The following is a 26,170-nucleotide window of genomic DNA, read 5'->3' on the forward strand; positions in this document are numbered from 1 at the left end:
CGACACTACGCACGATTGCGCTCTCAGCCTGCTCTGCACGCTGAGAGCGCCTTGCTTTCGCGGCGACCTCTCGCCGCTCTCGTACTCGAAAGCGGCTGAATGGCCAATACGGAATCACCAGCGCAAGACGGTGCGGACGTCACTAAAACGACTTTTTGTCGACGTGGCCATCTCTCCAACGACCACGGTATCGCCATTCCCTTGGCGGGAGCTCCACCCGTCGATTGTCGAGTGCAAACCACAGGACAACTACTATCGCTGGCTAGCGCTCACCTACGTTGTCACGCTCACGAGTCATCCCGCGTTGTCTCTACCGTGTGGTATCGACAATGAGGGCATGCCGTTCGACTTACAGATCATCGGACCATTTCGCGAAGATTTAGCGACGCTTGCTATCGCCCGCGCACTCGAATGAGTCTTCAACACTCCCCGACTTTACGCCGGCCACGTCCTGATTTGACGCGGTTTGAACAACCAGATACCGCGCTGAAATCAAATGTCACCGCGCCACCTGACTTCGACCCATTTGGTGGTGAGTCTATCCGTTGATCGACGCCATAACGATGGGCAAACGGATCGATTCTGTCGCACTAAGACGGTGCATTTTGATTCGAGCGAACTCGACGAATGACATGATTGATGAAGTAGACCCTGACTCCGGCCGTGGCCCGCGTCTTTAAACGCCTGCACTACCCGCTTGGAGTAACGTTGGTGTACGTGCAGTAGTACGTGGCCTACGGGCTGAGTGTGCGAAATCTGGAAGAGATGATGCTGAGCGCGGCATACAGGTCGATCATTCGACCGTGCATCGTTGGGCCTTAAAACTGCTTCCGGTGCTGGAGAAGGCGGTCCGGCGTCACAATTGGCACGAGCTGGCGCGTTGATGAGACCCACATCAAGGTCAAGGGTCACTGGAAGTATTTATATCGCGCGGTTGTCAAGGCCGGCCAGACGGTCGATTTCCTGCTGCGTGCTCACCGTGACGAGGCTGCAGCCCAGCGCTACTTCGAGAAGTCGATCGATCAGAACGGCGAACCCGAGACGGTCACAATCGATAAAAGTGGTGCGAATCTGGCCGCTCTTGGGGCCCTCAACGCGGAGCGCGACACGCCGATCAAGATCCGCCAGAACAAGTATTTGAACAACATCATCGAACAGGACCATCGGGCTATCAAGCGCCGTACCCGGCCGATGCTCGGGTTCGAGACCTTCCGTTGTGCCCGCATTCTGCTGGGCGGCGTCGAGATCATGCACATGGTTGCGAAGGGGCAGATGAAAGACAGTGGTAGCTGCCAAATCCCCGCCGAGCAGTTTTACTCGCTGCTCAAATAAGCAATCCAAATAATATCGCTATTTGCTCGAGCCGCCGTCTTTGTTGCGACAGAACCAAAAATCGTCCCGCCCAATCAACTCGTTGAGAAGGCGGCTCTTGCCGTGGTTGTATTTGCCGATGACGGAGACGAGAGGCTCATCGTGTTCAAGCGGGATTGCCAGCCGCGCCATGTCGTCTGTGCGACTCGGGAGTAAGGAAACGACATCGCGTGTTGCTTGCTGATGTATTTCGCTGGACAATGGCCGGCTCCTTATATTGGCATGCGCCTGGCTCCCGCGTCACTCAGGCAGGACGGCTACGGCCTTGATTTCAACAATGTAACCGGCCGTTCCGCCAAGCATGTGGGCGCCCACTGCCGTCCAGGCTGGCAGCGGGTCCGTCGTAATATATCGGTCACGCACTTCCATGAAGAGCGGAAGGTCGCGCATGTCGGTGTGGAATGTGGTCAGGTCAACCACGTCGCTCATCGATGCGCCTGCCGCAGCCAACACAAGCTTGAGGTTCTCGAAAGCCTGGGCTATCTGCGCCTCGCGACCTTCAACTAATTCCATGGCCGCGTTACGACCAATCTGACCAGATACGTAAACAGTGTTGCCGACCTTGAGTGCAGGGGCGTACCGAATCTTTTCGTACACGGCTTCCATCCCGTCAGGGACGATGGCTTTACGTTCGCTCACAGATTTGTCTCCTTGTATATGCCGAACGCGGGAAGCGTCGACAACGTCAGCCGTTATCTCCGCCGGCTACCGGCAACACAGTGCCGGTGATATAACCTGCCTCGTCCGAAGCGAGGAACAGAATCGGCGCGGCCTGCTCGTCGATGCTGCCGTAGCGTTTCAAGAAGGTCGATTCAGTGACCTGCTTCACCGCTTCGCTCATCCAGACTTTTTCCTGTTCACTGTCGCCGGCCGTGTTGCGGGGGACACGTCGCGGAGGCGCATCGGTCCCACCTGGCGCGGTGGCAACCACCCGGATGTTGTGCTCCGCGTATTCCATCGCCAACGACTGCGTAATCGCGTTGACACCGCCCTTGGCCGCCGAATACGGTACGCGGCGGATGCCGCGAGTGGCATTCGAGGAGACGTTGACGATGGTCCCTCCCCCGCGCTTAAGCAGGTACGGCAACACTGCATGGCAGGCGTACAGCGTCGGCATGAGTGACCGACGGATTTCTGCATCAATCTGTGCGGGCTCGAACTCGGCGAAGGGACGCATGCGAATCGCGCCACCCACGCCATTCACCAGGATGTCGATGCCGCCGAACTTGCGTGCGGCAAAATCCATCGCCGATGCGGCGCCTTCATAAGTCTCAAGGTCGGCGACAAACCCGGCTGTGTCCGCGCCTTCCGCTTCGGCGGCGACTTCTGACACGAAGTCAGCGCGGTCTACGAACAGCACCTTGCCGCCTTCTGCGGCTGCGCGAAGCGCTACCGCGCGACCAATGCCCTGCGCGGCACCCGTGACCACCATGACCTTGCCGGCAAATCGTTGCGTGCTCATACGGTCCTCGGCGCTGCGTTCGGAGTGAACTTCTCGTAATGAAAGCTGTTGGGCTTCATGCCGTTATCGTCGAAATACTTACGTACGGCATCGACCATCGGTGGCGGCCCGCAGAGGTAAACGTCGACATCACCCTCATTCAGGATCTCAGCTGGCATGTGCTGCGTCACCCAACCCTTGCGCGGATGATTCGAATCCGCATCGGCTACAACCGTGTCATAGCTGAAGTTCGGCAACTTCGCCTTGTACGCTTCGATGGCATCAACCTGCACCAGGTCGAGGTCGCGGGTCACGCCATAAATGAGGTGGACCGTCTGCTGCGAGTCGGCGCGCGCCAGCACTTCCAGCATCGACAGAAACGGAGCCAGGCCCGTGCCGCCAGCGAGAAACAGCAACGGCCGCTCGACGGTGCGCAGATAAAAACTTCCGAGCGGTCCGACTAGCTCTACCTTGTTGCCTTGCTGTGCGGATTCGAGCCAGGTGCTCATCACGCCACCAGGAATCTTCTTGATCAGAAAACTGATTTTCGATTCGCCCGGTGCAGATGAAAACGAATATGAGCGATATTGACCGCTGCCGGGAACATCGATGTTGATGTACTGGCCTGCCAGGAAAACGGGCGCAGCAGCATCCACGTCCAGTTCGAGAACAACAGCCGCATCGTTGTGCTGGTCGATCTTCGCCACGGTCGCGGCGAACCTGCTTTGCTCAGTCTTGCATACCGTGGACGATGCCGGCACTGCAATCACACAGTCGCTTTGCGGCACCATCTGGCAGGTGAGTACGAGACCACTTTCCTTTTCATCCTCGGTCAGCGCATCTTCGATGTAGTCGTCGCCAAGGTCGTAGCTTCCGCTCTCGGCGCGGCACTTGCAGGTACCGCACACGCCGTCGGAGCAATCCATCGGCAGGTTGATCCTGGCGCGAAAGGCGGCATCAAGCACCTTCTCGCCCGCCTTGCATGTGACAAAGCGGGTCACGCCGTCTTCAAAATTCAGTGCAATGTTGTAGCTGGACATCTTGCCTCCTGTACTTCTGATTTCTGCTGACGCTCGACATCAAACGTGATAAACGTCGAGCACCTGGCGGATGTAGTCGTCCTTCAACACAATGCGCTTGTAGGAAATCAATAGTTCATCATTGACTTTGCGCAGAGTGACAAACATCGTGCCGAAAAACTGGTCGGTGGTTTTGTAGCGATGGCTGAGCGTGTTGAAGTTGTAGCGCACGTCTACTTCGTTCTCGCGCTCGGCCAGCACTTCTACGTTCGTCACGTTGTGACTGGTGCGTGGTTCAGGCATCGAAGCACTACTGCGCTCTGTCTTGATGCGGAACACCCGGTCTTCAAGCCCGCCACGGTCCGGGTAGTACATAAGCGAAATCTGGCCTTCGTGGTCGTCGGTGAGCTGGTCGTCGTCATCCCACGCGGGCATCCAGTACGTGACGTCCTCGGCATAGCATGCAAGCCAGTCTTCCCACTGCCGGTCATCGAGCAGGCGCGCTTCGCGGTACAGCGCGGCACAGATTTTCTGGTAATCGAAGCTCATGCCAGTGCCTCCCCTTGTTCTTTTTTGAGCGCGTCCCGCATCACATGCACCCAGTATTCGTGCTGACACACAAAGAGCCCTTCGTCTTCGCTACGCTCGCCTGAGATGAGCGGCTTCAGTCCCATATTTTTGGCGTTCGCGTCGGCCCCCTCGACCCACAGCGGCGCCCCACGCGAAAGGTCGTTCCACAGCGCAGTGGTGCCGGCATAGCCCGCCTGGCAAGCGCGGAACTCTTCAAGGTCATCTGCCGTGCCCATTCCGGAGACGTTGAAGAAATCTTCGTATTGCCGAACGCGGGTAGCGCGGTCGGTCGCGCTTTCGCCCTTAGGGGCAAAGCAAAAAATGCTGACTTCAGTCTTGTCTACGCTGATCGGACGTACGACGCGAATCTGGGTACTGAACTGGTCCATCAGGAACACGTTCGGATACAGGCACAGGTTTCTTGTCTGGTTGACGATAAAATCCGCCTTGACTTCGCCCACGCGTGCCTTGATTTCATCGCGGTGTTGATAGACCGGGCGCACTTCGGGATTCATGGTCTTGGTCCACAGCAGGATGTGGCCGTGGTCGAATCCGTACACGCCCGCCACCGACTTGCTCCAGCTGTTCGCGTCCACCGCCTTGGTGCCCTCTACCTTGCGACGGTCCATCGTCGCAGCGTAGTTCCAGTGGACGGTGCTCACGTGATAGCCGTCGCAACCGTTCTCCATCTGCATCTTCCAGTTGCCGTCGTAGATGTACGAGGAGTTGCCCCGCAACACTTCCAGCCCGTTTGCAGCCTGGTCGACAATCTGGTCGATGATGACCTTCGTCTCGCCGAGGTACTCCTCCAGTGGAATGGCGTCCGCGTTGAGGCTGCCAAACAGGAAGCCGCGATAGCTCTGGAAGCGTGCAACTTTCTTCAGGTCGTGCGAGCCGTTGGTATTGAATTGCACCGGGTATTCGGTGGTCTTCACGTCTTTCACTTTCAGCAGCTTGCCGGTGTTGGCGAAGCTCCAGCCGTGGAAAGGACAGGTGAAGGTGCCTTTGTTGCCGTGCTTTTTCCGGCAAAGCATCGCGCCTTTGTGCGCACAGGCGTTAATGACCGCGTGGAGCTCGCCGTTCTTGTCGCGAGTGATAACCACGGGCTGACGCCCAATCCAGGTCGTGTAGTAATCGTTGTTTTCGGGAATCTGGCTTTCATGCGCCAGATATATCCAGTTGCTCTCGAAGATGTGTTTCATCTCGAGCTCAAACAGATCGGGGTTGGTGAAGATGTCGCGGCGGCAACGGAATACTCCGTTTTCCTTGTCGTCCTGAACCGCGGTGTGCAGCAGTTCATCCAGCTGCGTGGCTTTGTTGAGAATGGCAGACATGTGTGCTCTCCTACGCGTGCTTCAAGCTACGAAGCACGCGCATCGGTGTCGAAAGATTCTTGAGGAGAATTGAGCGGCAGCAGCGGTACGAGGTAGCAGCCGCGCGGAACGGTTACGCCGTGACAGACGCGCGCAGACGACTGACGAGCTGGTTATCCTTGCCATGAACCAGCGGAGTCAACTCGATGTTGAACTCGATTTCCTTGTACGTGTCGGCCTTCATGCCCAGAGCCGTGCCGCCCGTCTTCTCGATCACGTGGGGAATCAGGTCTTCACGGGTGGCATAGGCGAAGTCGTCCCAAATCAACGGGTCGCCCTCGATGTTGATTTGTGTCGTCAGCTTGCGGTACTTGTCGGTGGTAACAAAAAAGTGAACATGCGCCGGACGGTTGCCGTGACGTGCGAGGACATTCAACAACTGCTGGGTCGCGCCATGCGGCGGGCAACCGTAACCCACCGGCATGAGTGTGCGGAACTCGTACTTACCGTGGGCGTCAGTGCTGACGGCACCGCGCAGGTTGAACTCGCTCTGCGCGCCGGTCGGGTCGAAGTGCGAATAGAAGCCCTTCGAGTTGGCGTGCCAGCACTCGACCAGGGCATTTGCGACGGGCTTGCCATCCGGGCCGGTCACCGTGCCGCGGATGACCAGCGGGCCCGCGTCATCGTCCGGATTGACGTCGATCTTCGATACGCCGTCGCGCACTGGCGCACCCGCAACATACAGCGGACCTTCGATGGTACGCGGCGTGCCACCAGTGATTTCTGCCGCCTTGTCCTCGGCGTCCATGCGAATGTCGAGGAATTTCTCCAGACCGAGACCAGCAGCAAGCAGAGCAGCTTCGCCATCCTGGCCGAGCTTGTTGAAGTAGTGGACGCCGGCCCAGATTTCGTCGGGCGTCATGTCGAGGTCGTCGATGGCCTTGAACAGGTCGCCCAAAAGGCGATTGACAATCTGCTTTGCGCGAGCGCTGCCGTCCTCGCTACCCATGTTGGCGGCCGCCTTCAGCAGGTCCTGCACTTCCTTCGTATCGAACACTTTGACGCTCATGTCTGCTCCTGAATCTCTATTTTTGCTGGGGTAAACCCTTCGTTTAGCGCCCGCCTGAATATGCCTGAGAGGTATAATGGGTGCTGAAACAGAGTGTGAATGCAGAATAATGGACGCCGGAAGGCCTCGTCCAACACTGATTTAGTATCGGTCTATATCCACGAGGTATTGAAATGGAACTGCGGCATCTTCGCTATTTTGTCGCTGTGGCCGAGGAACGCAATTTCACACGCGCGGCGAAGCGACTCAATATGGCCCAACCGCCGTTGAGCCGTCAGATACAGCAACTTGAAGAGCTGCTTCAGGTACAGCTTTTCCAGCGCGACTCACGCCCGTTGCAGTTAACGGAGACGGGCAAGTTCTTTTACGCTCATGCCCTTCAGTTGCTGGCTCAGACCTCCGATCTCGAATCCATGACGAGACGCGTAGGCAACATTGAGCGCAGCCTCTCTATAGGTTTCGTTGGCTCGACCTTGTACGGAATGCTGCCCAAAATCATCCGGCGATTCCGCGACGAGAACACCACAGTCGAACTCAGCCTCCACGAGATGTCGACGATGGACCAGATCAGAGCGCTGAAAAGCGGTCAAATCGATGTCGGGTTCGGCCGCATTCGGCATGAGGAAGCAAACATCCGTCGGGTGATTCTTCGCGAAGAGAAGATGATTGTTGCACTCCCGGAGGGCCATCCACTCTCACTGGTCAAGCCCGTCCTCGCTCTCAGCGACCTGGTCAACGAGACCCTGATTATTTTCCCTAAGGCCCCGCGACCCAGTTATGCGGACCAAGTACTGTCGGCATTCAAGGACCGCGGTCTCAAGCCTCGCCGGATATACGAAGTACGAGAATTGCAGATTGCTCTAGGCCTCGTGGCGGCGGGCGAAGGAATTTCTGTCGTTCCCAGTAGCGTTTACGGTCTGAAGCGAGACGATGTGAGCTACAAGGAACTTGACGACCCGACTTTGGTTTCGCCAATCATCATGAGCATGCGTGCGCTCGACGAGTCGCGCGACATTCGGGAAATGCTCGAACTCATCTATCGGCTGTATGAGGAGGAAGGCATCCCCTATGCGGCCCGTAACGATTTCGGCCGGTGACACACGCCATACCTCGGGGGTATGGCACTAGACGTCGATGGTGTTGGACATGGGGTTGCTGAGCACGCAATACTTCAGCAACCCTTCAACTCCAACATTCCAGGTATGAACGCCCAAATCACATCCGTCGAAACCGTTCTGGTTGACCTCCCAACCATTCGCGCGCATCAGCTAGCAATGGCGACAATGCAGCAACAAACTTTGGTCGTCGTTCGTCTGCGCTCGAGCGACGGTATCGAGGGGATTGGCGAAGCCACCACGATCGGCGGCCTGTCGTACGGCGAAGAAAGCCCCGAAGGTATCAAGCTGACCATCGACACTTACCTGGCACCGGCACTTGTTGGGCAGGACGCGACCAACGTCAACCGCGCAATGCTCAAGCTGAATAAGGTTGCGCGGGGAAACCGGTTTGCAAAATGTGCAATCGAGACGGCCTTGCTGGACGCGCAAGGCAAGCGCCTGGGCGTCCCTGTTTCGACCCTTCTTGGCGGCGCTGTCCGCAAGACACTTCCGGTGCTCTGGACGCTCGCGAGCGGCGATACACAACGAGACATCGAGGAAGCAGAAATGCTCCTCGCCGAGCGTCGCCACAACACTTTCAAATTGAAGATTGGCCGACGTAGCGTTCGTGATGACGTAGCTCACGTATCGAAAATCAAGTCCGCGCTTGGCGACCGTGCCAAGGTTACTGTCGACGTGAATCAGGCGTGGAACGAGGTTGACGCAACGCTCGGAATCCATGCGCTCGAAGCTGCTGGCGTTGACCTCATCGAGCAACCTACGCCGCGTGAGCAACGCGGCGTACTCGCCAGACTTTCCGCGCGCTTCATCGTGCCCATCATGGCTGATGAAGCTGTGACGGGACCGGAGGACGCTCTTGAACTCGTACGTGACGCATGCGCGGACGTGTTCGCGTTGAAGATTGCGAAGTCCGGTGGGATTTACGGAATGATGCGCGCGGCCGCTATCGCGGATGCGGCCGGCGTAGCGCTGTACGGCGGCACGATGCTGGAGGGCAGCATTGGGTCGATTGCGTCGGCACATGGATTCAGCGCGCTTCCGCAACTTGCGTGGGGTACTGAGCTGTTCGGGCCGCTCTTACTGAAAGACGACATTGTCACCGCAAGACCGCAGTATCGGGATTTCGACCTTCATCTGCCAGAAGGACCGGGGCTAGGCCTGCAAATCGACGAAGAAAAGCTCGCTTTCTATCGTCGCGACAAAAAATAATTGAGCGCGCGTCGTTCCAGCATCAAACACACCGGCTCATTCCAACGGTGTGCTGCTGAACCTGAGAGACCCGACTTTTTAAATGAGAGACGCATGCTTTATCTCGTAAGAATGGATGTGCACCTGACAAACGATATGCCGATGGCTCAGGCAGATGAAATCAAGACCCGCGAGAAAACCTACTCGCAGGAGCTTCAACGTCAGGGCAAATGGCAGCAACTGCATCGCGTGGTCGGTGAATATGCCAACTACAGCATTTTCGATGTCGAGTCCAACGACGAACTGCACACCATTCTCTCTGGCCTGCCACTGTTTCCGTATATGACGATGAAGGTGACTGCGCTCGCACGTCACCCATCCTGCATCCACTAAAGCCTTCCGTGTGCCATGCATCGCGACAACGAAGGTACGCTAGTGTCCGCCGCTCCGATGGGGCGCTGGTCCGTGTCGGCAGTCACCGCAGGGCTGCTCGCCGTCATTATTTCTTACGCCGGACCGCTTGCAATCTTCTTCCAGGCGGCGCGTAGTGCCCATGTTGGCAATGACGTCGTCGCGTCCTGGGTCTGGGCAATTTCTATGGGCGCTGCAGTCTCCGGCATAACATTAAGTTGGTGGCTGAAGCAGCCCATCATAACGGCCTGGTCTGCGCCCGGAACCGCGTTGCTTGTTTCGCTCTTTCCTGGCATGCCTGTGAGCGAGGCAATCGGCGCTTACATCATCGCCGGTGCGTGCATTTTCGTGCTTGGCGTGTCCGGGTTGTTTGACCGGATAGTGAAGCGCATACCGAAAGGGATAGCCTGCGCAATGATGGCAGGCATTCTCTTTCAGTTCGGCACCAATGTATTCAAGTCGGTAGCAAGCACTCCTTGGCTTGCGCTGGGAATGCTCGCGAGTTACATCGTTTTCCGTCGATGGGCCGCGCGCTACTGCCTCATCCTGGTTCTGGCGTTCGGTTGTGCGCTCGCTGTGGCACTCGGTTTGACGAATCTGCAGTCGGTAAGTCTGCACGTTACCCGTCCCGTGTTCACAATGCCAACCTGGTCCTGGCAGTCAACCGTGAGTCTGGCGGTCCCGCTGGTTATCGTGAGCTTGACTGGCCAATTCCTGCCCGGCTTCGCTATCTTGCGGGTATCCGGTTATCAGACGCCGAGTCGCCCGGTTCTCGTGGGGACCAGCCTGGCGTCGATTCTGGTCGCGTTCGCCGGTGGCATAACGATTGTCATCGCAGCAATCACCGCGGCCTTGTGCACCGGTCCCGACGCGCATCGTGACCCGGAGCGCCGCTACGTCGCAGGTATCGCGAATGGGCTCTTCTACCTGATAGGTGGCGTCTTCGCGGGGACGGTCGTCATGCTGTTTGCAGCCCTCCCCAACGCCTTCGTTGCAGTGCTCGCAGGCCTTGCTTTGCTCGGTGCTATTGCGACGAACATAGTCGGGCTGGTGCAAGACGACGCCCATCGCGAAGCGTCATTCATCACATTCATCGCCACAGCTTCCAACATGAGCTTTCTAGGTCTCGGTGCGGCGTTCTGGGGTATCGTCCTGGGCACGTTGGCTCATCTGGTTCTCGGAAGAACCGGTCATAAGCGTTGAGGAATGGCTTTGTCATCAGTGCATGTCAGGTCAAACATTTTCCGACACAGCTCGGCGTTGAAGTGGCGGAACGGGTGCTCATCGGAACCCTATCTGAGTAAGTGGCGAGAGGTCCGCAAGCCTCTTGAGGGAAGTCGCGAACGACACTCTCATGGGGCCGGAATCGGAACCGCAGCAAGACCTTGTCCGAAGGAACCGCAATTGAACGCGATGATGCAAAGCAAAAACAATCGGCAGCTTTTTACCTATCTGCCGGTTCGGCGAAAGACTCAATATGTCACGTGATGACATGGCCAAGGAAACTCGTCGGTGGGGCCTGAGCGTCTCGAACAGGCACGCTATCCGCAATGCAGATGCAGAAATTTCCAATCTCGAGAAAGCACTAGCTGCAGACGGAACGCACTCGGTTTTCGCTCAGACTTACTGGCGGCGGCGTCTGTATGAAATTCACGAAATGCCGGGGCTTGGACCTGCTCAACGTATCAAGCTGGAAAAGCTTCTCAGTATCCTGGAGGGGCACGAGAAGCGGATGAAATAGCAAGCGAAACTGCTGTGCGGCTCCTGGCGCCGGGTCGGCACGGCAGTTGAAAGGCGCAGCGGCCGATCATTGGCATCAAGTAGAACGGCGCCATGCATTTGACCTGAAAGGCCCAATGGCCTGAATGCCTCCAAAGGCGTCGGGATAATTCATACGCAGCATTGCTAGCGCGATTTGCGTAGCGCGCCACCAGTCCTCTGGGTCCTGTTCCGACCAGCGGCTCTTCGGCCTCGAGATTTCCAGCGGATAGCGCGCGGTGCCGACGACGTGTCCATCGCTGGCCAACAGGAGGACCTCCAGTTCGGTCGTGCCAAGGTCAATGCCGAGGAACATTACACAAACCCAAACTGTCTCTTGCCCATATTTGCCTAGAGGTCGAAGTTGGTAGGCATCAAAACAACGTCGCGAATGGTCAGGCCGCGTTGCCGCGTCAACATGAACATGATTGCGTCCGCCACCTCGCTAGCCTCAATCAGGCTTCCGGATTCTTTGGCTTCTTTCAGTTTTTCTTCTGGCCAGTCGGCAAGTAGCGCGCTGATGACCGGGCCGGGCGATACAGAACCGACGCGAATTCCGTGTTTGAAAACCTGCCGTCGCACCGTTTGTACAAAGCAGTTAATCGCCCATTTGGAAGACGCATAAACCGGCTCCCACGGCGTTGGAAAGTGAGCCGCTAAAGAACTGGTCACCACAATATCGCCGGTCCGACGAGCAATCATGTGGGGCAGCACGTCGTGAACGTTTTTCATCACGACATTGACGTTGAGATTCAGCATCCGGTCAATCGCTGCCGTATCCGCGTCCACCAGCTCACCGCCGACATACGTGCCTGCGTTCGCATGCAGGATGTCGATTTGTCCTGCGATGTCCAGCACGCGCGGTACGAGCGTCGAGCAGGCTGTCGCGTCAAGCAAATCCACGACCAGCGGAATCGCCGCATCGCCGCGTTTCCTGCAGATTGCATTCAATGCGGCTTCGTCGCGGTCGACCAGCACAACACGGGCACCAGCCGATAACATCGCCTCGGTGCTGGCCAAGCCTATGCCTGAAGCAGCGCCAGTGACAACAGCGACCTTGCCTTGCAGTTCCCCGGCCATTTCCTCATCCTCCTGTTGGCGCTCGTTGCGGACTTGCTGCGGTAGCGATCTGCCCGGGTAACCTGACGCCCGTGGCGTCCGTAGTCGACATTGAACGCGGCTTCATCTTTCCACCTTAGCGTCGCCAAAGGCGCTATCCGCCTTGCGGTCGCAGCCGGTGCGAGTCGACCGTTGCAAAACCACAAGCGAGCAACTGCTCAGTAAGCGAGCAAATAATCAGCTGTAGGGCTAGCTCTGTCAAGGCGATTTCGAGAGGGGAAAACCCGATGGCCGGCGGGTGAACGATGTTTATTTGTCTGTCGCAAAGAGTGCGTTGGCCTCCGCAGAAGGAGGTGCGTCGCTCATCGACTGCCCGGCGCCGCGAGTCAATCCGCCAAAGCTATGCGGTTGCACGTGAGGCGTCTTGCCATCAGATGACGAGAGGAAAACTCTCCTGAATCGCGGACTGGACCTTGACCACCGCAGAATCGCGCATTGAGCTAGTCCGCCAGGCAAGTACGATGGGATAAATCGGGAGTTTTACCGGGCACTCGACAAGCGTCAGCCCGGTCAATCTGGAAATCGCCAGGGCCGCATGCCTCGGAATGGTCGCGACCGCACGGGAGCCCTTCAGCAGATGCGGCAGGGAAGCAAAATGTGTTGTTGAGGCTATGACGTTACGCCTTCGGCCGAGTGCCGACAGCCCCTCATCCACGATCCCTACCACCCCTCCCGAGGAGACGAGAATGTGTCCCCGAGACACGTATTCGTCAAGCGTCAGAGTAGACGCCGCGCGGCGTTTCTCATCCAGGAGACACGCGTAATCGCCTTCACCTACAACTCGATGATTGAGTCCTCGGCCGGACGGTGCACCCGCAACAACGCGAGGTCCATTTCGCGATTTGCCAGTGCGTCGCCGACAATCTGGCTATGGGTTTGCCGGAATATGAGCCTTAGTCCCGGCGTGCTCTGCGCCAGGCGTTCAATCAACTTTCGTCCCACCGCAATCTCAAAGTCGTCGGACAGCCCAACCGAAACTGAGCGGCCGTGAAACGAGGTCGCCTCGGGCCAGGCGATAGCGACGGTCTGACGGCACTTGCCGAGCGCTTCGCTCACCAGCGGTTTCAGCTCTTTTGCACGGGATGTGGGCGCAAGACCCCGTCCAGTGCGTACGAACAGGGTGTCGGAAAACACTTCGCGCAGCCGTCCGAGCGCCGCGCTCACTGCGGATTGCGTGAGATTGAGCCGAATTGCAGCTCGGCTTGCGCCGCCTTCCTCGAACAAAGCTTCAAACACCTTGAAGAGGTTCAGGTCGACAGCATCGATATCAATGTTGTTCATATCAGATAGTGGCGATATGTGTTCACACGATTTTACTTCCGGGCAAAGATGCAGACACAAACGTTCATCGAGGAAAACACCATGTCCAGGTCAAAAGTCGCCGCGCTGCAAATCGGTTCGTCTGCAGCAGGAAAAGCCCAGACCCTGCAGCACATCCTCTCTTTCGAAGAGCAGATTCGCGCCTCCGGCGCCAAGCTCGTGGTCATGCCTGAGGCGTTGTTGGGCGGCTACCCTAAGGGTGAAATTTTCGGGACGCGTCTTGGCTATCGGTTGCCGGAAGGTCGCGAGGCTTTCGCGCGGTACTACGACAATGCCATTGACGTGCCGGGCGAGGAAACTCAAGCGCTCGCTGACCTCTCGGCTAAGTGCGACGCTTCAATCGTCATTGGGGTCATCGAGCGAGATGGAAACACGCTCTACTGCACGGCGCTGTTCTTCAATCCCGGAGAGGGATTAGTGGCGAAGCACCGCAAGCTGATGCCTACCGGCACAGAACGGCTTATCTGGGGCCAGGGAGACGGCTCGACGCTGCCCACGGTCAAAACGGGAGCCGGCATCACCGGCGCGGCTATCTGCTGGGAAAATCACATGCCATTGCTGCGCACCGCCATGTACGCCAAGGGCGTTCAAGTCTGGTGCGCGCCCACAGTCGATGAACGCGACATCTGGCAATGCTCCATGCGGCACATCGCTCACGAAGGTCGATGCTTTGTCATCAGCGCGTGTCAGGTTCAGCCTTCTCCGGCGCAGCTTGGAGTAGATGTTCCGGGTTGGGACGAGAACCGACCGCTCATCAACGGTGGCAGCCTCGTCGTGGGTCCGCTGGGAGAGGTGCTCGCGGGACCGCTGCACGGCGAAGCGGGTCTTGTCGTCGCAGAAATTGATACGGCCGAGCTAACGCGCGCCAGATACGACTTCGATGTCGTCGGCCATTACTCCCGCCCAGACGTGTTCTCGCTGTCAGTCGATGAGCGTCGCAAGCGCACTGTGAATTTTTCAGCCGCCCCTGACTGAGCCAAATATCGAGGTCCAAGGCCAGATTTATGTGCCTTCTCCCCAACGGAACCCGATGGATAGTTTTCAACACCGCCCTCCCCGCCCTGCTCCACTGCATTGAGCAGTATGTCAACTCGACGAGAACATGCCAAGCCGACGAATCGAACGACGCACGCCTAAGTGAAGGTCACGCGCGCGCGGCGCGTCGGCAGAATCAACGGCGTCGAATTTAAGCTTGCAGGACAGTTCCCTGTGGACGGCCGGTCTGTCCTTCCGACCTTGGTTTTGCCGCACGCCTGGGCGCTCACCTGATACCGTAGAGATAGTCCGCGTTTTCGAGGGAGAAGCACTGCCGGTACGTGATGCTAGCCATGTTGCCGTCATCACAGGCTCATGGACCATGGTGACGGACTGTCTTCCGTGGAGCGAAATGACGGCCGAGTGGATTCGCGATGCGATGACTATAGACATGCCCATTTTCGGCGTTTGCTACGGCCATCAACTGATGGCGCATGCGCTGGGCATGCGTAGTCTACTATCACCCAAAAGGTCAATAGTTAGGATGCCAGATGATAGCTTGATGCCTGCCGACGGCGCATCGTTCTTACCTGCACCCGGTAAATTTGCCCCCGCATCTTTTGCGTCCGCTGGGCAACTTTCCGACATTCGACGAAGAAGGCCCGCCCCTCTCGAGCCTCGTTCTGGCCACGCTGTATCGGGCGGTTTTCACTTCCCCCAGTGCCCTCAGTGCCCTCAGCAGAAAAAGCAAACGGTTACCTCAGTGCTCGCTTAATTGAGGATGTGGTGGACCGCTTTCTGCGCTCGTCGCCACCAGCTTCCTGATACACCTTGGCCACTGACGACCGTTCGGTTCGTAGCCTCTTCGTCGTCGCATTTGACGTCGCCGCTTGCATCGCTCAAAGCGACGTTGTCAAAGCCGCCAGCTTCGGAAGCGTATGCTGCTGGATATCACCTGGAGACGACCATGGCGCTTACCGGCAAGACAATATTCATGTCAGGCGGAAGTCGCGGTATCGGACTTGCCATTGCGCTCCGGGCGGCACGTGACGGCGCGAACGTCGTGATTGCAGCGAAGACGGTCGACCCGGACCCGCGGCTTGACGGCACGATACATACGGCGGCCGCTGCCGTGGAAGCTGCCGGCGGAAAGGCGCTCCCGCTTGTCGTCGACATTCGTGATGAAGAACGCGTAAAGGCCGCGGTTGCCAAGGCCGTTGACGTGTTCGGCGGCATCGACATCCTCGTGAACAATGCCAGCGCCATCCGGCTGACGGGAACGCTGGATACGCCCGTCAAGCGGTACGACCTGATGCACGGGGTGAACGGCAGGGGTACGTTTGTCTGTGCTCAGGCCTGCCTGCCTCACCTCCTCGATTCGCCGAATCCACACATCCTTACGCTGTCGCCTCCGCTGGTCACGGACCCCAAGTGGTTCAAGGATTTCCCGGCATACGCCATCGCAAAGTACACGATGAGCCTGTTCACGCTGGCGCTAGCTGGTGAGTTCAAGGACCGTGGCGTCGCCGTAAATTCGCTGTGGCCAAGAACCGCGATTGCGACTGCGGCCGTGCGAAACGAGATTGGCGGCGCGGATATGATTGCTACGTGTCGCAAACCGGAGATAGTTGCCGACGCGGCCTACTTTATCCTGACACGCCCATCCAGGGAGTGCTCGGGAAATTTCTTTCTCGATGACGAAGTACTATTGGCAGCTGGCGTCCGGGACTTTTCTCAATACGACGTCCAGGCTGGGGCCGCATTGCAAGCTGATTTTTTTGTCGATGCCTTGCCGGGCATGCTACCGGCGGACAATATGATAAAGCCTGCCAAGCCCTCATGAGATTCGCTGGCCACACGACAGTCGGCTGTCAACCTGATGCAGCAGACCCGGCGGCCCGCGGAAACTGTCCATAGCCGCGTAGCAATGAGCCCGAAGGCGACATAGAATTGCGTGAGAAAACCACTAACGCGTAGGAGGAAACGATTCATTTCTCCAGGAGACGGTCCAGTTCTCGACGGTCGTGGGTTGCACTTCACGCAAAGGAACGGGTGAGTCAACGGTCCACGTTATCGGCAACATCTATTCGAGAAATGTTGGATGCAGGTCGATGCGTGTTGCTTGGGGAGGTTCCGCCCAACCGCCGCTGCTACCTCATTTACAGCAAAGCAGACGACCGCTGTTTTGTCGTTGTACAGGACATCGGCAACTGGGCTGTCGTTACAGTTCTGCCACTCTGGATGTGGAACAACGGCGATTTGTCGGAAAGCTCGCCTCAGGCAGAAGAGGCTCGCAGGCTGGCGCTCGAACCACGCTCACGCCGGCCAAAACGAGAAGATTTCGGGTATCAGTCGCGACGGCGGACCGGCCTGTTCAGGCGTAGACGATAAGCCCGCCTGGAGCTTAACGACTCTCGCCGACGCCCCCACCCTCCACGTCGCACGCTCGTGGCCTTTTATGACACATCTCGCACAGCCAATCCCTCAAGCAAGGCGCTGAGCGCCTCATCACATGCGGGCGCGAGCAATCAAAAGGACGTGCCCTGTCCGCATTCACGAACAGCACATAACTGCAAGAAGAACGATCCGCCTCGGCGGACCATTCTTCGCGCGACCGCGAAAGCGCTTTGGTATCAGATCGGTTGAATGTTGGCCGCCTGCTTGCCCTTCGGTCCTTGCTTGACCTCAAAGCTCACCTTTTGCCCCTCCTGAAGGGACTTGAAGCCCTCCGCCTTCACTTCCGAAAAATGAGCAAACAGGTCTTCGCCGCCATCGTCTGGCGTAATGAAGCCAAAGCCCTTCGCATCGTTAAACCACTTCACAGTACCGGTTGCCATGATTGTTTCCAAAATTGAAATAGGCCGCGTTATGCAGACGCCATCGGCCGCGTCGTAGATATGTTCAATGTCTCCGGAGACGGAGTGTCACGGTCCACTGCGACTGAAGTAGTCGCGATTGGGCGATGCCTACCGAAAAAGATACACCGCCCTGCGCAAACCATATGCCAGCTTGTAGCGGCGCACAATTGGTGTCTTTCCGACTGATAGCTGACCAGGTTGGACCGCTCATCGCAGACGACTCCCGAAACGTACCAGGTAATGATTTGTTTGCAGGTACGCCCGGCATCCCCTCAAAGCTCGCGAGACAAAGGCGACCTCGGTCTTCACCCGCGATTAGCGAGACGTCCTTTACCACCTTTTTACTTGCTGCAGGGTTTCAAGACCCCCTAAAATTTCGGGATTGTCAGACTGAGGACAGATGCGGTGGGCAATCAATGTCGTCGATTTCCGGACAGTTTCACTGCCCGACCGACGGGACGTCCGCGCCCGCTTTTTTTTCGAGCCTCCGTCTTGCCAGCAGGCAGACATTGCGCGCCGCGGTGACGCTCTCTGTGCACCTCAATTGGCGCCATATGGCCGCAGCGATTGCGTGCGTCCGCATCGCACCGCGTCGTAACGCGTCAACTCGCGGCTGCGTTCGTTAACACCTTTTCGAATCACTCACGTGGGCGGACGCGTACCCCCTCACCAAGACACGAGAAGCCTATGCATGCAGACAACGCCGCACTTGCAGCGGAATACCAGCAGTACCTTGGCGAAGCCGAGAGATGGTTCCGTCACGCGAAGGAAGCGACACACGCCGGGGTTGACACAAAGAGCGCCCGGGGAGTCGCAACGGGATACACCGGCGAGCCGTATGGCCCACTGGCAGTGTTCAACGAATGGGCCGACCGGCAGTTCGCGAAGCAACTCGCGCCAGGCTATTTTGACGCCGCGAATCTGAGCGACCGTGCCGCGTTCGACGTTTGGCAGGCTGACATGGTGCGAGATATTCGCGCCCATTGGTCAAGGAAGCGCGCGTCCGAAACGCGCGGCAAGACCCATCAAGTCGAATTCCCACCCCTGCCGTTTCTGCAAGCTTCGCGGCTGGCCAACAGTTTCATCAAGGCGTTGCGCGTTAAATGCAATAAGCGGCCACACGTACTCGAGGCGATTTTTGCCAACGGACACGTGGTGCTGGACGCGCCGACGTTGGGCGTGCTTCGCGACCTGAACACGAAACTTTCTGAGTACAACCTGCTGCAGAGCGAGGACGAAGTCCAGCAAAGCTATCGCTCGATTCAACAGCGCGCGCGAGACTTCTGTGCGGAGTATGGCGGCTCTCCATTGCTGTTCGATGTCTTCGCGCGTAACAAGCGGCCGGACCTTGAAGGCAAAGACCTGGACTCCCGGTCTCCTCAAGTTGGGCGGTCGCGAGGTCGGGCTCACGCCTTAATCTGTTGAAGCATCGCCTTTGCTTCGGCGAGCGTCCTATTCTGTGGCTTGTCGTTCGTGGCTCCGTTTAACAGCCTCTGGAACACTCGCCACTTCACCCCGATGAAATACCTGATGCCGTGCTGCGGGTGCTGGGCCCTAACTGATTTGATACCTGGCCATACCCGCTCGGACAGAAAAAGCAGCCGCAACCGGATGGCACGCAATGAACCAGCAAAATAGAGCTGTAAAGAGTAGCCGGGGTACACACGAGCCTGTTACGCAGGCAATGCTTTTGCAGTGCTACGCCGCGCTGGATGCCTTTCGCCGGGGGTACGGTTCGCGCGAACTGGTTACCACGCTGGGCCGATATCTCCTGATCGCTGGGGAGCTTTGCCGCCTCGGACACCAGTCAGACGCAATCGGGCACATAGCAGCGGCACGGGCGGCGGTGGTACGGATGGATGCCACTGAACAGCAGGACCGCGTATGGCGTATAGACGATGCCGACTACTCGCGACTTTGCGTCGCATTCGCAATTCTGGACGACCAACTATCCGTAGCGTCACTGGACGATATCGCGAATGCAGAGACAAGCATTGCTGAAGGCTTGCTCGGAGCCGAACGCGAACCGGTCGTCGTCGAGCCGATTTGACGTCCAGACAGGAAACAGACTTTGCAGCTCCTGTCACCTCCCCTGAAAGCACTGACCACGCCCTTCACCCTTGTCTGACAAGACTGCGCCCGCCATTTGCCGATGAATTCCTCATGGTCTTCCTGTGCCAACAGATTGCCTCCTTGCGCGTAGCACCACACGCCTGACTTGCGCTCAACTCAAGCGAGACAAAGGCAACTACGGTCTTCGTGCGGTGTTGGCAAGACGTTCTTTACAACCTTTTAACTTGCCGCTGGGATTGACGCCCGATTAGAATCCCATGAACGTCAAAAAAGGACTGATGCCTTGGACAATCGATGTTGTCGATTCTCGGACAGTACCACTGTCTGACCCGCAGGACGTCGCGCACTTTTCTCTCAGCCGCCGTCTTGCCAGCAGGCAGACGGTGCGCGTCGTAGTTGCTTTCTCTGTGCACATGCAATAACGCCATACGGATGCCGCATTTGCGCGCGTTCGCGTGGCGCCACGTCGCGAGCGTCAAGTCTCGACTGCGCTCATTCGCGCCGTCTGGATTCACTGCCGCGAACGCGTGCATGAGCACATGCGCACGATAAGGCTTCGCCGTGCCGGACAGTGACACTTATCGCGTATGCCGTCTCAGTTTTATCTTTTTAGTGAAGCGAGTAGACGCTCCTCGTCGCGTGCATAGTGTGCCCGACTTCTGCGTCTGCTGGCTTTCCGCGAACCGCATTAAGCTCGCCTCGGAGAAATATGATGAACTTCGGCCTCCTCGTTTCACAACTTCCCCACGTCCAGGAATCGCGCGTCCACTACGACACCATGCTCGCAATACACGCCAGCAGACCGCATAAGTTTGTTGCGTTCTGGCAGCGTCTTAAAGCTCTCTTCTCGCAGCTTTCAGCGCTCTTCCGGCATCCATGAGAAACCCACACGCGAGTCAGCATAGTCGGGGACTGCAACTTTCAAATACGTGTTGACGCCCGGACGTCGTCGCGACGATGACATGCTTGCAGTCAACTGAAATGCAACGAGCGAAGCGTTTCCGACAAAACAGAAGGCTCGCCATGAAGGCTATTGAACACGACTGCACTTCCGGAGAACCGCTGCGCCTGAGTGCGCATGAAATTGCTACGCTGCTGCTGCTACTTCATGCACCCGTCGATTTGATTGCAGCGACACCAGACGTGATTTCGCTTCGGGAAAGCGAGTTGGTTCATCTGGTCGAGTCGAAGCAAGGCCAAACTATGTTCGCGATTACGGACAAAGGAAACGCCGTGCTGCGGATACTGGGCGCGCGATGAGCAACGGCGCGGGCGCAAGCCCGACGCTTCCTTATCAAGTCTTGAGATGATGCCGCGGCAACCGGGCCGTACAGTAATCGGTTCAATATCGAATATGACCAACAGAAAAATCGTTCAACTACTCCACGTGCAGAGCGATAACCGTGTTTTTGTGGATATGGCTGACGACGAGGACAATCCGTGCTTGTCATGTGGTGCGTGTTGCCAGCACTTTCGGGTGTCGATGTATATGGGTGAGATGGCGAGTTCACCGGGCGGCACGGTACCGGATGAACTCGTGCGTGCTGTCAATCCAGTCATCGTTTGCATGAAGGGAACGGAGACTGGCAGTGGACGCTGCATCGCTCTGCGAGGGGTAGTCGGCAAGCCTGGCATCAAGTGCGGGATATACCATCTGCGGCCTACGCCATGCCGCGAATATCGCGTGTGGCTCGAGGATGGAACACCCAACCCCGATTGTCAGCGACTGCGAAAGGATAACGGACTAATGCCCCTGAAACACCGGTCTGCTGTTCCCGGCGTCACGGAGTGGTGAGTGGCGGGACATGGCGTGCTGTTTCCCTACGAAACTTAACGCTCAATTCTAGCCCGCCTGCCGGGCAGCGCCGTGTGTGTTGCAGTGTTCGCATTGCCGCGAGAGAAAGTACGATTTTCTCGTCCTTTCTCCTCACGCCTTGCGTGATGCGTCGTTCCGCGCTGGCGTGACCTTTCCAGACACAGGAAGACCAATGCGTGTCCTGATAGTCCGCGCAACCGGACTGCTCGGCAAGGAGGTCGTCCGCCTGCTCTCGCCCGAACACCAGGTCATCGGCACCCGCCTTACAGGCGCGGACTTGTCCGTTGACCTCGCTGACAAAGCGGGGCACAGTCAGACGGTTTGAACAGGTTGGCCCGCTCAGCCGGGCCAACTCCTTTTTCGTCGCCCTGTTGACCATTCCCGTTCGCGAACGATGCGCAATGCGCTCGCCGACCCGTCAACCGTGAGACCAGCTAGTATCATTCATAGGGGCGCAATGAACGGAGATACTTCAATGGATGACCGATTCGATAGACGAGAACTGCTGCTTCACCTCGGGGACATGCTCGAAGCTTTGAGCTGTTTGACCAAGGCAGGTCGACCGGATGCGCCGGTGGCTCAACTCGCGAAGGAGCAGGATTCGTTCCAGGAATTTGGGTACCTCCGGGCGCTCGCCCCGAAAATGACGGTGACCGAGTTCAGCGCACGCGTCGCGAGCGCGTTCTTCCTGTGGCCAAAGGAGCTGCTCGAGTCCGAACTCAACCGCAATGCGCTGGCGTCAACCGTTCAGCATGACCTCTTTGATGGCAACCCTGACGGCTGGAAGGAATACGTCGTCCACGTCCAGAAGAAGGTGACGTGGTTTGGGACCGGGCTTCCCGAGATAAAAACGAGCGTCTCGGACGAATCCGCGCACGTTGCCACTGAAGAAGCGAGTCCGGTCGAAGCGTCGGTCAAGGCCGCGCCGTCTGTGGAGTGGGATACGCCCGACGAGAAGAAGGGTTGGCCTTGGCCGCAGCCGGGGTCGACGTCCTGACACGCAATGGCTCACCGCATCTGACTCAGATTCCAGGTTCCCGAGCGCCCGAACTTCGCACCACCGACAGCACTGTCAACGAGAAAAGCCCTGACAATCAATTTTCGGAAGGCACTCTACCAACCCCGTCACGCTTCCACGGACGCCCTCCTCTCGGGTGATTTCCGCAGCAACACAGGTTGCCGAGCTGATGGCCTCGGCGGCGCTGACGACTTCTGCCCGATCCCCGAACTCATCGGACCGGAAGAACTGTGACTCTCGGAGCATGTCCGAGCCGGGTCCGACCTTCACGCCCTCACGCAACATGAGCGTATGTGCCTCTCGACACCTGCGGAGCGAGCTCCGTCAATTTCGCGAGCGACTCGGCGTGAAAATCTGGCGCTGGTCCCTTGTTTCGTGAGATGGACAGGTGTCGCCAGCGTGTGGCGACGGTCTTCCTTTATCCTGCTTACTGGCTATTCGCCATCGCCTTCCAGTTTCCGAAGCACCTCCGTGATGACCTTGTGTGTCGTCTCGAGGTCCTTTACCTGAAGTCCTTCCGCAAGGTTATTGACCCATGGCATCTGCAGGTGCATCGCATCCCCGAGCGCCTGCATCCCCTTGTCCGTCAGTACGACCAGGGCCGCTCGTCGGTGGTGCGGATTGACTTCAAAAGAAACGAGGTCCTCCGCCGCCAGGTCGTTGACGATGCGCTGAACATTCTGGCGGTGCGCTCCGATATCGCGCGCGAGCCACGCGACCGGCTGCGGCCGTTCAGCTGCGGCGATAGTGCCAAGAATCTGCCAGCGGGCACTCGTCAAGCCGACCTCGCCGACCAGTCGGTCTCCCGCCGAGAGTAGCCGGTTGTTGAGCCGAAACAGGTCGAGAATCGTATCGGACAAGGCTGTTCCGGCAGGCGTTCGCTTAGGTTTAGGCATCTGTCACCATATTCTGAATATGGTGTAACGATTTCACATTGACATCATAATGTCAATGTGAAATCGTTACACCATCACAACCATCGATAGAAGGAGTCCGCCATGCTCATTCGCCCGCTTGACCCTGCCTTTCCAATAGAACGTCAGGTCGCAATCGATGCCTCTCCCGTGGTTTTGATGAACGTCTTTACGCTGGAAAAGGCCGACGAGTCGTCGTTCCTCAAAGTATGGCAAGACGACGCAGAATTCATGAAGCGTCAGCCGGGCTTCATCTCCACCCAACTGCACCGCGCGGTTGGCGAGAGTCCGACGTATCTTAATTACGCCGTCTGGGAATCCACCGCCCATTTCCGGGCTGCGTTCACGGACCCTGAGTTCAGGGCCAAAGTCTCGGCCTATCCGTCGTCGGCCGCTGCTACCCCGCATCTGTTCCAGAAAATTGCGGTGCCAGGCATCTGCGTCGCGTAATCGAACGAGAGGTTGCCGGAAGCGGCAAGGGGGCACGGAATACGACCGGCACGCCTGCGTGTATGTTTGCGACGGTCGGCCCCGGACGCCGCGTGTCAACGCGATAGCGCGACTGCCCCAGTTTGGCGAGCGCAGCACACACTGCCCCAGCACCCGTCAAGCCTGGCGCGGCGCGTCGTCCTGCTCGGTCGTGCTTAACGGCTGCGATCAATCGGGGCGCCATCTCTCCCAAAAGTAAGGGGCGTCGCAAACGGCATCGCCTTTCGACTGGTGACACTGCGGCCGACGAAGGATAGCCCCTGTTTACGCCCTCGGCAGAGTGTGCAAGTATCCCTTCCAGCACATAGTACGGATACTCTTGCTCTCTCGCGAGGTGCAGAATGGACTGGAGGTTCTGGAAGACCGTGAAGCGCCTCGAGGAGGCGCGCGACTGGCCCACCGATACGCATGAATCGATACGGCAGCTCCTGAGCATGTATCAGGGCGCCGGAATACCGCCGTTCGCGAGCTGGGCCGCGCCCGGCATTGCGTTCACACCCGACGTCGAACCCACCGCCCGAAACGGTGTCAAGGGCTACCAGCTTGCCCTCTGGTTCTGGCTGTTTGCTGAGAAGCACGGCACTATCGCGGCGAGGATGGCACGCGAAACTTTCTGCCTGCTTGCCGACGCGGCGCAGCCGTCGTCGGGACACACCATTGATTCCCTCCTCGACCTGGAAAACCGCCTGGCGCATTCTGTCGAGGCAATTTCCGCTGAACAGCGCACCTTCAGACAGGAAGGCCTGTCCGTGGAACTGCCGATGGAATTCTTTCTGGCCACAGGAACCCTCAGGCTCACACTCGACTCACCCTATGCGGGCAATGCGAGCGTCCCCTTGAACGGAAATGACTACAAGCTGGCAGACTGCTTTCGCCATGCAACAGAGGAAGCGCTGGCTGTTTTCCGGCCGATGATTCAGGCGGTCGACTTTGACGCGAAATTGCTGCCCAACTGGAAATGGAGCGACCGGCCGGGCGCGGTAGAACGACATCTACAGCGGCGCCACAGCAATCCACTCTTCCCCCTGCACCGTCAATTGGTGACGGCCCACGACGTCCATGAAGCGCGTCTTGCCGACAACCAGGCCCTTCAGGACATCCGCAACGAGTTCAATGACGTTCGCCGGACATTCTCCCAAACGCAGGAGTTGCCGTTGAACTGGCAGCCATTCCTTGAAGGTTATCGGGACTACGTGGACAGGCTCGATGAGCGTCGCCTTGTAGCGGGCGGGCAGAACTCGCCGCTCGGTGACGCAATAGCGGCGCTGCGGGCCGACATCCTGGCGGCGTGGCGCTCTGAGATTCAGAAGAACCGGCATAGCCTCGCCACGCTCGAGCAGGATGAAGCGCGAAAGGCCGAACGGCGTGTGCTTCTGTACGGATGCGACTGGACCGCTCAGCTGTTGAGTCATGGCTCCCTGATACCGCCGGAGGAAGTTGTTCCCGCCCTGCTAAGCGAATCTCCTCCAGAACTTGAGAAAGCGGTGACCGGCCTGCAGGCAGAGCCGCGCCTGCATGAGACGCTCGCACACTGCAAGGCAGCTGCACATCGGCTCGTGAGCGACCTTCGAGCGGCAGGTCACAACTTTCCCGATATGAGCGACAAACTCCGCATCCTGGACGGACCCGCGGAGCAGGTGCCGGTCTGACGTTTCTCATCGCATACGTTATCCGACTGGTTCCCTTGCGTGACTCAGACAGTCACGCAAGACACTTCACTCGGATTACAGAAGCGCCATCGATTCCGTCATGTTCTGTCGCATGTAATCGAGGAATCGCTTCTGGAATAGCATCGTATGCTCGTGCGCGAGTTTTTCAGCGGCAACAGCATGCTTGCGCGCAATCGCATCAATCATGTCTGCATGGTCACGCCCCAGCTTCATTGCCGTTGGCGACGATACCGTGAAATCAAAGTGAAGGTGCAGGAGCGGCTGCCCTCCACCAGGCAGCCGCTCGTAGTACCCAACGAAGTAGGGATTGTTAGCTGCATGCGCGATGGCCATATGCAGCGCCTTGTTCGTTTCGGACATGACGTTGAAGTCGCCACTGTCAACCGCCTGCATATAAACGTCATCCGCCTTCTGAATACGCAGGAGGTCAGCTTCCGTCCGGTGCAACGCTGCAAGGCGCGTCACTGCACGCTGGATGAGGTCCAGCGCCGACACATACTTCGGGAACTCGTAGCCACGACGGGAGCCTGCGGACTCTCACTCGACACGCCGCGGAGGCAAACCAGGTGATTCAGCCAAAAATTTCCTATTAAACAATAAAAAAACCCATCAGGTTACGGCTAGCATCCGGTCATCAACTGGCATGTGCTGCATCTGTAG

Annotated in this window: 27 protein-coding genes and 3 pseudogenes; 17 read left to right on the forward strand and 13 right to left on the reverse strand. The window is 57.9% G+C overall.

Annotation, left to right across the window (positions count from 1 at the left end):
* Positions 1 to 163 precede the first annotated feature (163 nt).
* Together SB822_RS06650 and SB822_RS06655 are read left to right on the forward strand one after the other, a co-directional pair.
* Positions 164 to 415 (forward strand): amidase family protein, encoded by a 252-nt coding sequence (locus SB822_RS06650; protein ID WP_410854361.1) that lies wholly within the window; start codon positions 164 to 166, stop codon positions 413 to 415.
* A 236-nt stretch (positions 416 to 651) separates the two neighbouring features.
* Positions 652 to 1,332, forward strand: a pseudogene (locus tag SB822_RS06655) (IS6 family transposase).
* Between the two features lie 18 nt (positions 1,333 to 1,350).
* Here the strand turns inward: SB822_RS06655 and SB822_RS06660 are convergent.
* The 7 genes from SB822_RS06660 to catA form a co-directional block, all read right to left on the reverse strand.
* The gene (locus SB822_RS06660) at positions 1,351 to 1,572 is read right to left on the reverse strand and encodes a hypothetical protein (protein WP_007748906.1); all 222 of its coding nucleotides are present in this window, start codon (positions 1,570 to 1,572) and stop codon (positions 1,351 to 1,353) included.
* 39 nt (positions 1,573 to 1,611) lie between these two features.
* On the reverse strand, positions 1,612 to 2,010 hold the full coding sequence (locus tag SB822_RS06665; protein ID WP_007748907.1) for a RidA family protein: 399 nt from the start codon (positions 2,008 to 2,010) through the stop codon (positions 1,612 to 1,614).
* Positions 2,011 to 2,056: 46 nt separating this feature from the next.
* The gene (gene benD / locus SB822_RS06670; RefSeq protein WP_007581035.1) at positions 2,057 to 2,833 is read right to left on the reverse strand and encodes a benzoate diol dehydrogenase BenD; all 777 of its coding nucleotides are present in this window, start codon (positions 2,831 to 2,833) and stop codon (positions 2,057 to 2,059) included.
* Positions 2,830 to 3,852, reverse strand: coding sequence for a benzoate 1,2-dioxygenase electron transfer component BenC (benC, locus tag SB822_RS06675; protein ID WP_007748917.1), 1,023 nt, complete (start codon positions 3,850 to 3,852; stop codon positions 2,830 to 2,832). The genes benD and benC overlap by 4 nt, the downstream gene beginning before the upstream one ends.
* Positions 3,853 to 3,891: 39 nt before the next feature.
* On the reverse strand, positions 3,892 to 4,380 hold the full coding sequence (gene benB / locus SB822_RS06680) for a benzoate 1,2-dioxygenase small subunit (RefSeq protein ID WP_410854362.1): 489 nt from the start codon (positions 4,378 to 4,380) through the stop codon (positions 3,892 to 3,894).
* The gene (locus SB822_RS06685; RefSeq protein ID WP_410854363.1) at positions 4,377 to 5,735 is read right to left on the reverse strand and encodes a Rieske 2Fe-2S domain-containing protein; all 1,359 of its coding nucleotides are present in this window, start codon (positions 5,733 to 5,735) and stop codon (positions 4,377 to 4,379) included. The genes benB and SB822_RS06685 overlap by 4 nt, the downstream gene beginning before the upstream one ends.
* 112 nt (positions 5,736 to 5,847) lie before the next feature.
* A complete protein-coding gene (catA, locus tag SB822_RS06690) occupies positions 5,848 to 6,783 on the reverse strand; it encodes a catechol 1,2-dioxygenase (protein ID WP_410854364.1) in 936 nt (311 codons plus the stop codon).
* Between the two features lie 173 nt (positions 6,784 to 6,956).
* Between catA and SB822_RS06695 the strand changes: the two genes are divergently transcribed.
* From SB822_RS06695 to SB822_RS06715, 5 genes are all read left to right on the forward strand, one after another.
* Positions 6,957 to 7,880: a LysR family transcriptional regulator gene (locus SB822_RS06695; protein WP_007748925.1), complete on the forward strand. Its 924-nt coding sequence runs from the start codon at positions 6,957 to 6,959 to the stop codon at positions 7,878 to 7,880.
* Positions 7,881 to 7,985: 105 nt separating this feature from the next.
* Positions 7,986 to 9,110, forward strand: a complete 1,125-nt coding sequence (locus tag SB822_RS06700) for a muconate/chloromuconate family cycloisomerase (protein WP_410854441.1) — start codon at positions 7,986 to 7,988, stop codon at positions 9,108 to 9,110.
* Positions 9,111 to 9,203: 93 nt separating this feature from the next.
* Positions 9,204 to 9,482 carry a muconolactone Delta-isomerase gene (gene catC / locus SB822_RS06705; protein WP_410854365.1) on the forward strand — a complete coding sequence of 93 codons (279 nt, stop codon included), beginning with the start codon at positions 9,204 to 9,206 and terminating at the stop codon, positions 9,480 to 9,482.
* Between the two features lie 15 nt (positions 9,483 to 9,497).
* The gene (locus tag SB822_RS06710) at positions 9,498 to 10,703 is read left to right on the forward strand and encodes a benzoate/H(+) symporter BenE family transporter (RefSeq protein WP_410854366.1); all 1,206 of its coding nucleotides are present in this window, start codon (positions 9,498 to 9,500) and stop codon (positions 10,701 to 10,703) included.
* A 289-nt stretch (positions 10,704 to 10,992) separates the two neighbouring features.
* Positions 10,993 to 11,241 (forward strand): hypothetical protein, encoded by a 249-nt coding sequence (locus SB822_RS06715; RefSeq protein ID WP_236674222.1) that lies wholly within the window; start codon positions 10,993 to 10,995, stop codon positions 11,239 to 11,241.
* A gap of 53 nt (positions 11,242 to 11,294) precedes the next feature.
* Here SB822_RS06715 and SB822_RS06720 read toward each other — a convergent pair.
* The 3 genes and pseudogenes from SB822_RS06720 to SB822_RS06730 all read right to left on the reverse strand — a co-directional run.
* Positions 11,295 to 11,574, reverse strand: a pseudogene (locus SB822_RS06720) (FGGY family carbohydrate kinase); the annotation flags it as partial.
* A gap of 35 nt (positions 11,575 to 11,609) precedes the next feature.
* Positions 11,610 to 12,338 carry an SDR family oxidoreductase gene (locus SB822_RS06725; protein ID WP_007581053.1) on the reverse strand — a complete coding sequence of 243 codons (729 nt, stop codon included), beginning with the start codon at positions 12,336 to 12,338 and terminating at the stop codon, positions 11,610 to 11,612.
* A 409-nt stretch (positions 12,339 to 12,747) separates the two neighbouring features.
* Positions 12,748 to 13,658: pseudogene (locus SB822_RS06730) on the reverse strand (LysR substrate-binding domain-containing protein).
* 81 nt (positions 13,659 to 13,739) lie between these two features.
* Here SB822_RS06730 and SB822_RS06735 point away from each other — a divergent pair.
* The 3 genes from SB822_RS06735 to SB822_RS06745 all read left to right on the forward strand — a co-directional run bounded on the left by SB822_RS06735 (position 13,740) and on the right by SB822_RS06745 (position 16,515).
* Positions 13,740 to 14,672, forward strand: a complete 933-nt coding sequence (locus SB822_RS06735; RefSeq protein WP_410854367.1) for a carbon-nitrogen hydrolase family protein — start codon at positions 13,740 to 13,742, stop codon at positions 14,670 to 14,672.
* A gap of 451 nt (positions 14,673 to 15,123) precedes the next feature.
* Complete coding sequence (locus SB822_RS06740) at positions 15,124 to 15,447, forward strand: glutamine amidotransferase-related protein (RefSeq protein ID WP_410854442.1); 324 nt, start codon at positions 15,124 to 15,126, stop codon at positions 15,445 to 15,447.
* Between the two features lie 192 nt (positions 15,448 to 15,639).
* Complete coding sequence (locus SB822_RS06745; protein ID WP_079487981.1) at positions 15,640 to 16,515, forward strand: SDR family oxidoreductase; 876 nt, start codon at positions 15,640 to 15,642, stop codon at positions 16,513 to 16,515.
* 790 nt (positions 16,516 to 17,305) lie between these two features.
* Here SB822_RS06745 and SB822_RS06750 read toward each other — a convergent pair.
* Positions 17,306 to 17,509 carry a cold-shock protein gene (locus SB822_RS06750; RefSeq protein WP_007581066.1) on the reverse strand — a complete coding sequence of 68 codons (204 nt, stop codon included), beginning with the start codon at positions 17,507 to 17,509 and terminating at the stop codon, positions 17,306 to 17,308.
* 708 nt (positions 17,510 to 18,217) lie between these two features.
* Between SB822_RS06750 and SB822_RS06755 the strand changes: the two genes are divergently transcribed.
* The 5 genes from SB822_RS06755 to SB822_RS06775 all read left to right on the forward strand — a co-directional run bounded on the left by SB822_RS06755 (position 18,218) and on the right by SB822_RS06775 (position 22,416).
* On the forward strand, positions 18,218 to 18,955 hold the full coding sequence (locus SB822_RS06755) for a hypothetical protein (protein ID WP_007581067.1): 738 nt from the start codon (positions 18,218 to 18,220) through the stop codon (positions 18,953 to 18,955).
* Positions 18,956 to 19,151: 196 nt separating this feature from the next.
* Positions 19,152 to 19,580 carry a hypothetical protein gene (locus SB822_RS06760; protein WP_410854368.1) on the forward strand — a complete coding sequence of 143 codons (429 nt, stop codon included), beginning with the start codon at positions 19,152 to 19,154 and terminating at the stop codon, positions 19,578 to 19,580.
* 1,046 nt (positions 19,581 to 20,626) lie between these two features.
* The gene (locus SB822_RS06765; RefSeq protein ID WP_007581072.1) at positions 20,627 to 20,863 is read left to right on the forward strand and encodes a hypothetical protein; all 237 of its coding nucleotides are present in this window, start codon (positions 20,627 to 20,629) and stop codon (positions 20,861 to 20,863) included.
* 94 nt (positions 20,864 to 20,957) lie between these two features.
* The gene (locus tag SB822_RS06770; RefSeq protein ID WP_410854369.1) at positions 20,958 to 21,398 is read left to right on the forward strand and encodes a YkgJ family cysteine cluster protein; all 441 of its coding nucleotides are present in this window, start codon (positions 20,958 to 20,960) and stop codon (positions 21,396 to 21,398) included.
* Between the two features lie 496 nt (positions 21,399 to 21,894).
* Entirely contained in the window at positions 21,895 to 22,416 is a 522-nt protein-coding gene (locus tag SB822_RS06775) for a hypothetical protein (RefSeq protein ID WP_079487976.1), read from the forward strand.
* Positions 22,417 to 22,871: 455 nt separating this feature from the next.
* Here SB822_RS06775 and SB822_RS06780 read toward each other — a convergent pair whose 3' ends face one another.
* Positions 22,872 to 23,297: a MarR family winged helix-turn-helix transcriptional regulator gene (locus SB822_RS06780; protein WP_236674223.1), complete on the reverse strand. Its 426-nt coding sequence runs from the start codon at positions 23,295 to 23,297 to the stop codon at positions 22,872 to 22,874.
* 138 nt (positions 23,298 to 23,435) lie between these two features.
* Here SB822_RS06780 and SB822_RS06785 point away from each other — a divergent pair, with 138 nt between their 5' ends.
* Together SB822_RS06785 and SB822_RS06790 are read left to right on the forward strand one after the other, a co-directional pair.
* The gene (locus SB822_RS06785) at positions 23,436 to 23,801 is read left to right on the forward strand and encodes an antibiotic biosynthesis monooxygenase family protein (protein WP_007581081.1); all 366 of its coding nucleotides are present in this window, start codon (positions 23,436 to 23,438) and stop codon (positions 23,799 to 23,801) included.
* A gap of 380 nt (positions 23,802 to 24,181) precedes the next feature.
* Positions 24,182 to 25,489, forward strand: coding sequence for a tryptophan leader peptide (locus SB822_RS06790; protein ID WP_410854370.1), 1,308 nt, complete (start codon positions 24,182 to 24,184; stop codon positions 25,487 to 25,489).
* A 75-nt stretch (positions 25,490 to 25,564) separates the two neighbouring features.
* Here SB822_RS06790 and SB822_RS06795 read toward each other — a convergent pair whose 3' ends face one another.
* Positions 25,565 to 26,005 carry an FCD domain-containing protein gene (locus SB822_RS06795; protein ID WP_410854371.1) on the reverse strand — a complete coding sequence of 147 codons (441 nt, stop codon included), beginning with the start codon at positions 26,003 to 26,005 and terminating at the stop codon, positions 25,565 to 25,567.
* Positions 26,006 to 26,170: the final 165 nt, after the last annotated feature.

The organism is Paraburkholderia sp. SIMBA_054 (genome assembly GCF_046534875.1).
GTDB classification, from domain to species: domain Bacteria; phylum Pseudomonadota; class Gammaproteobacteria; order Burkholderiales; family Burkholderiaceae; genus Paraburkholderia; species Paraburkholderia hospita.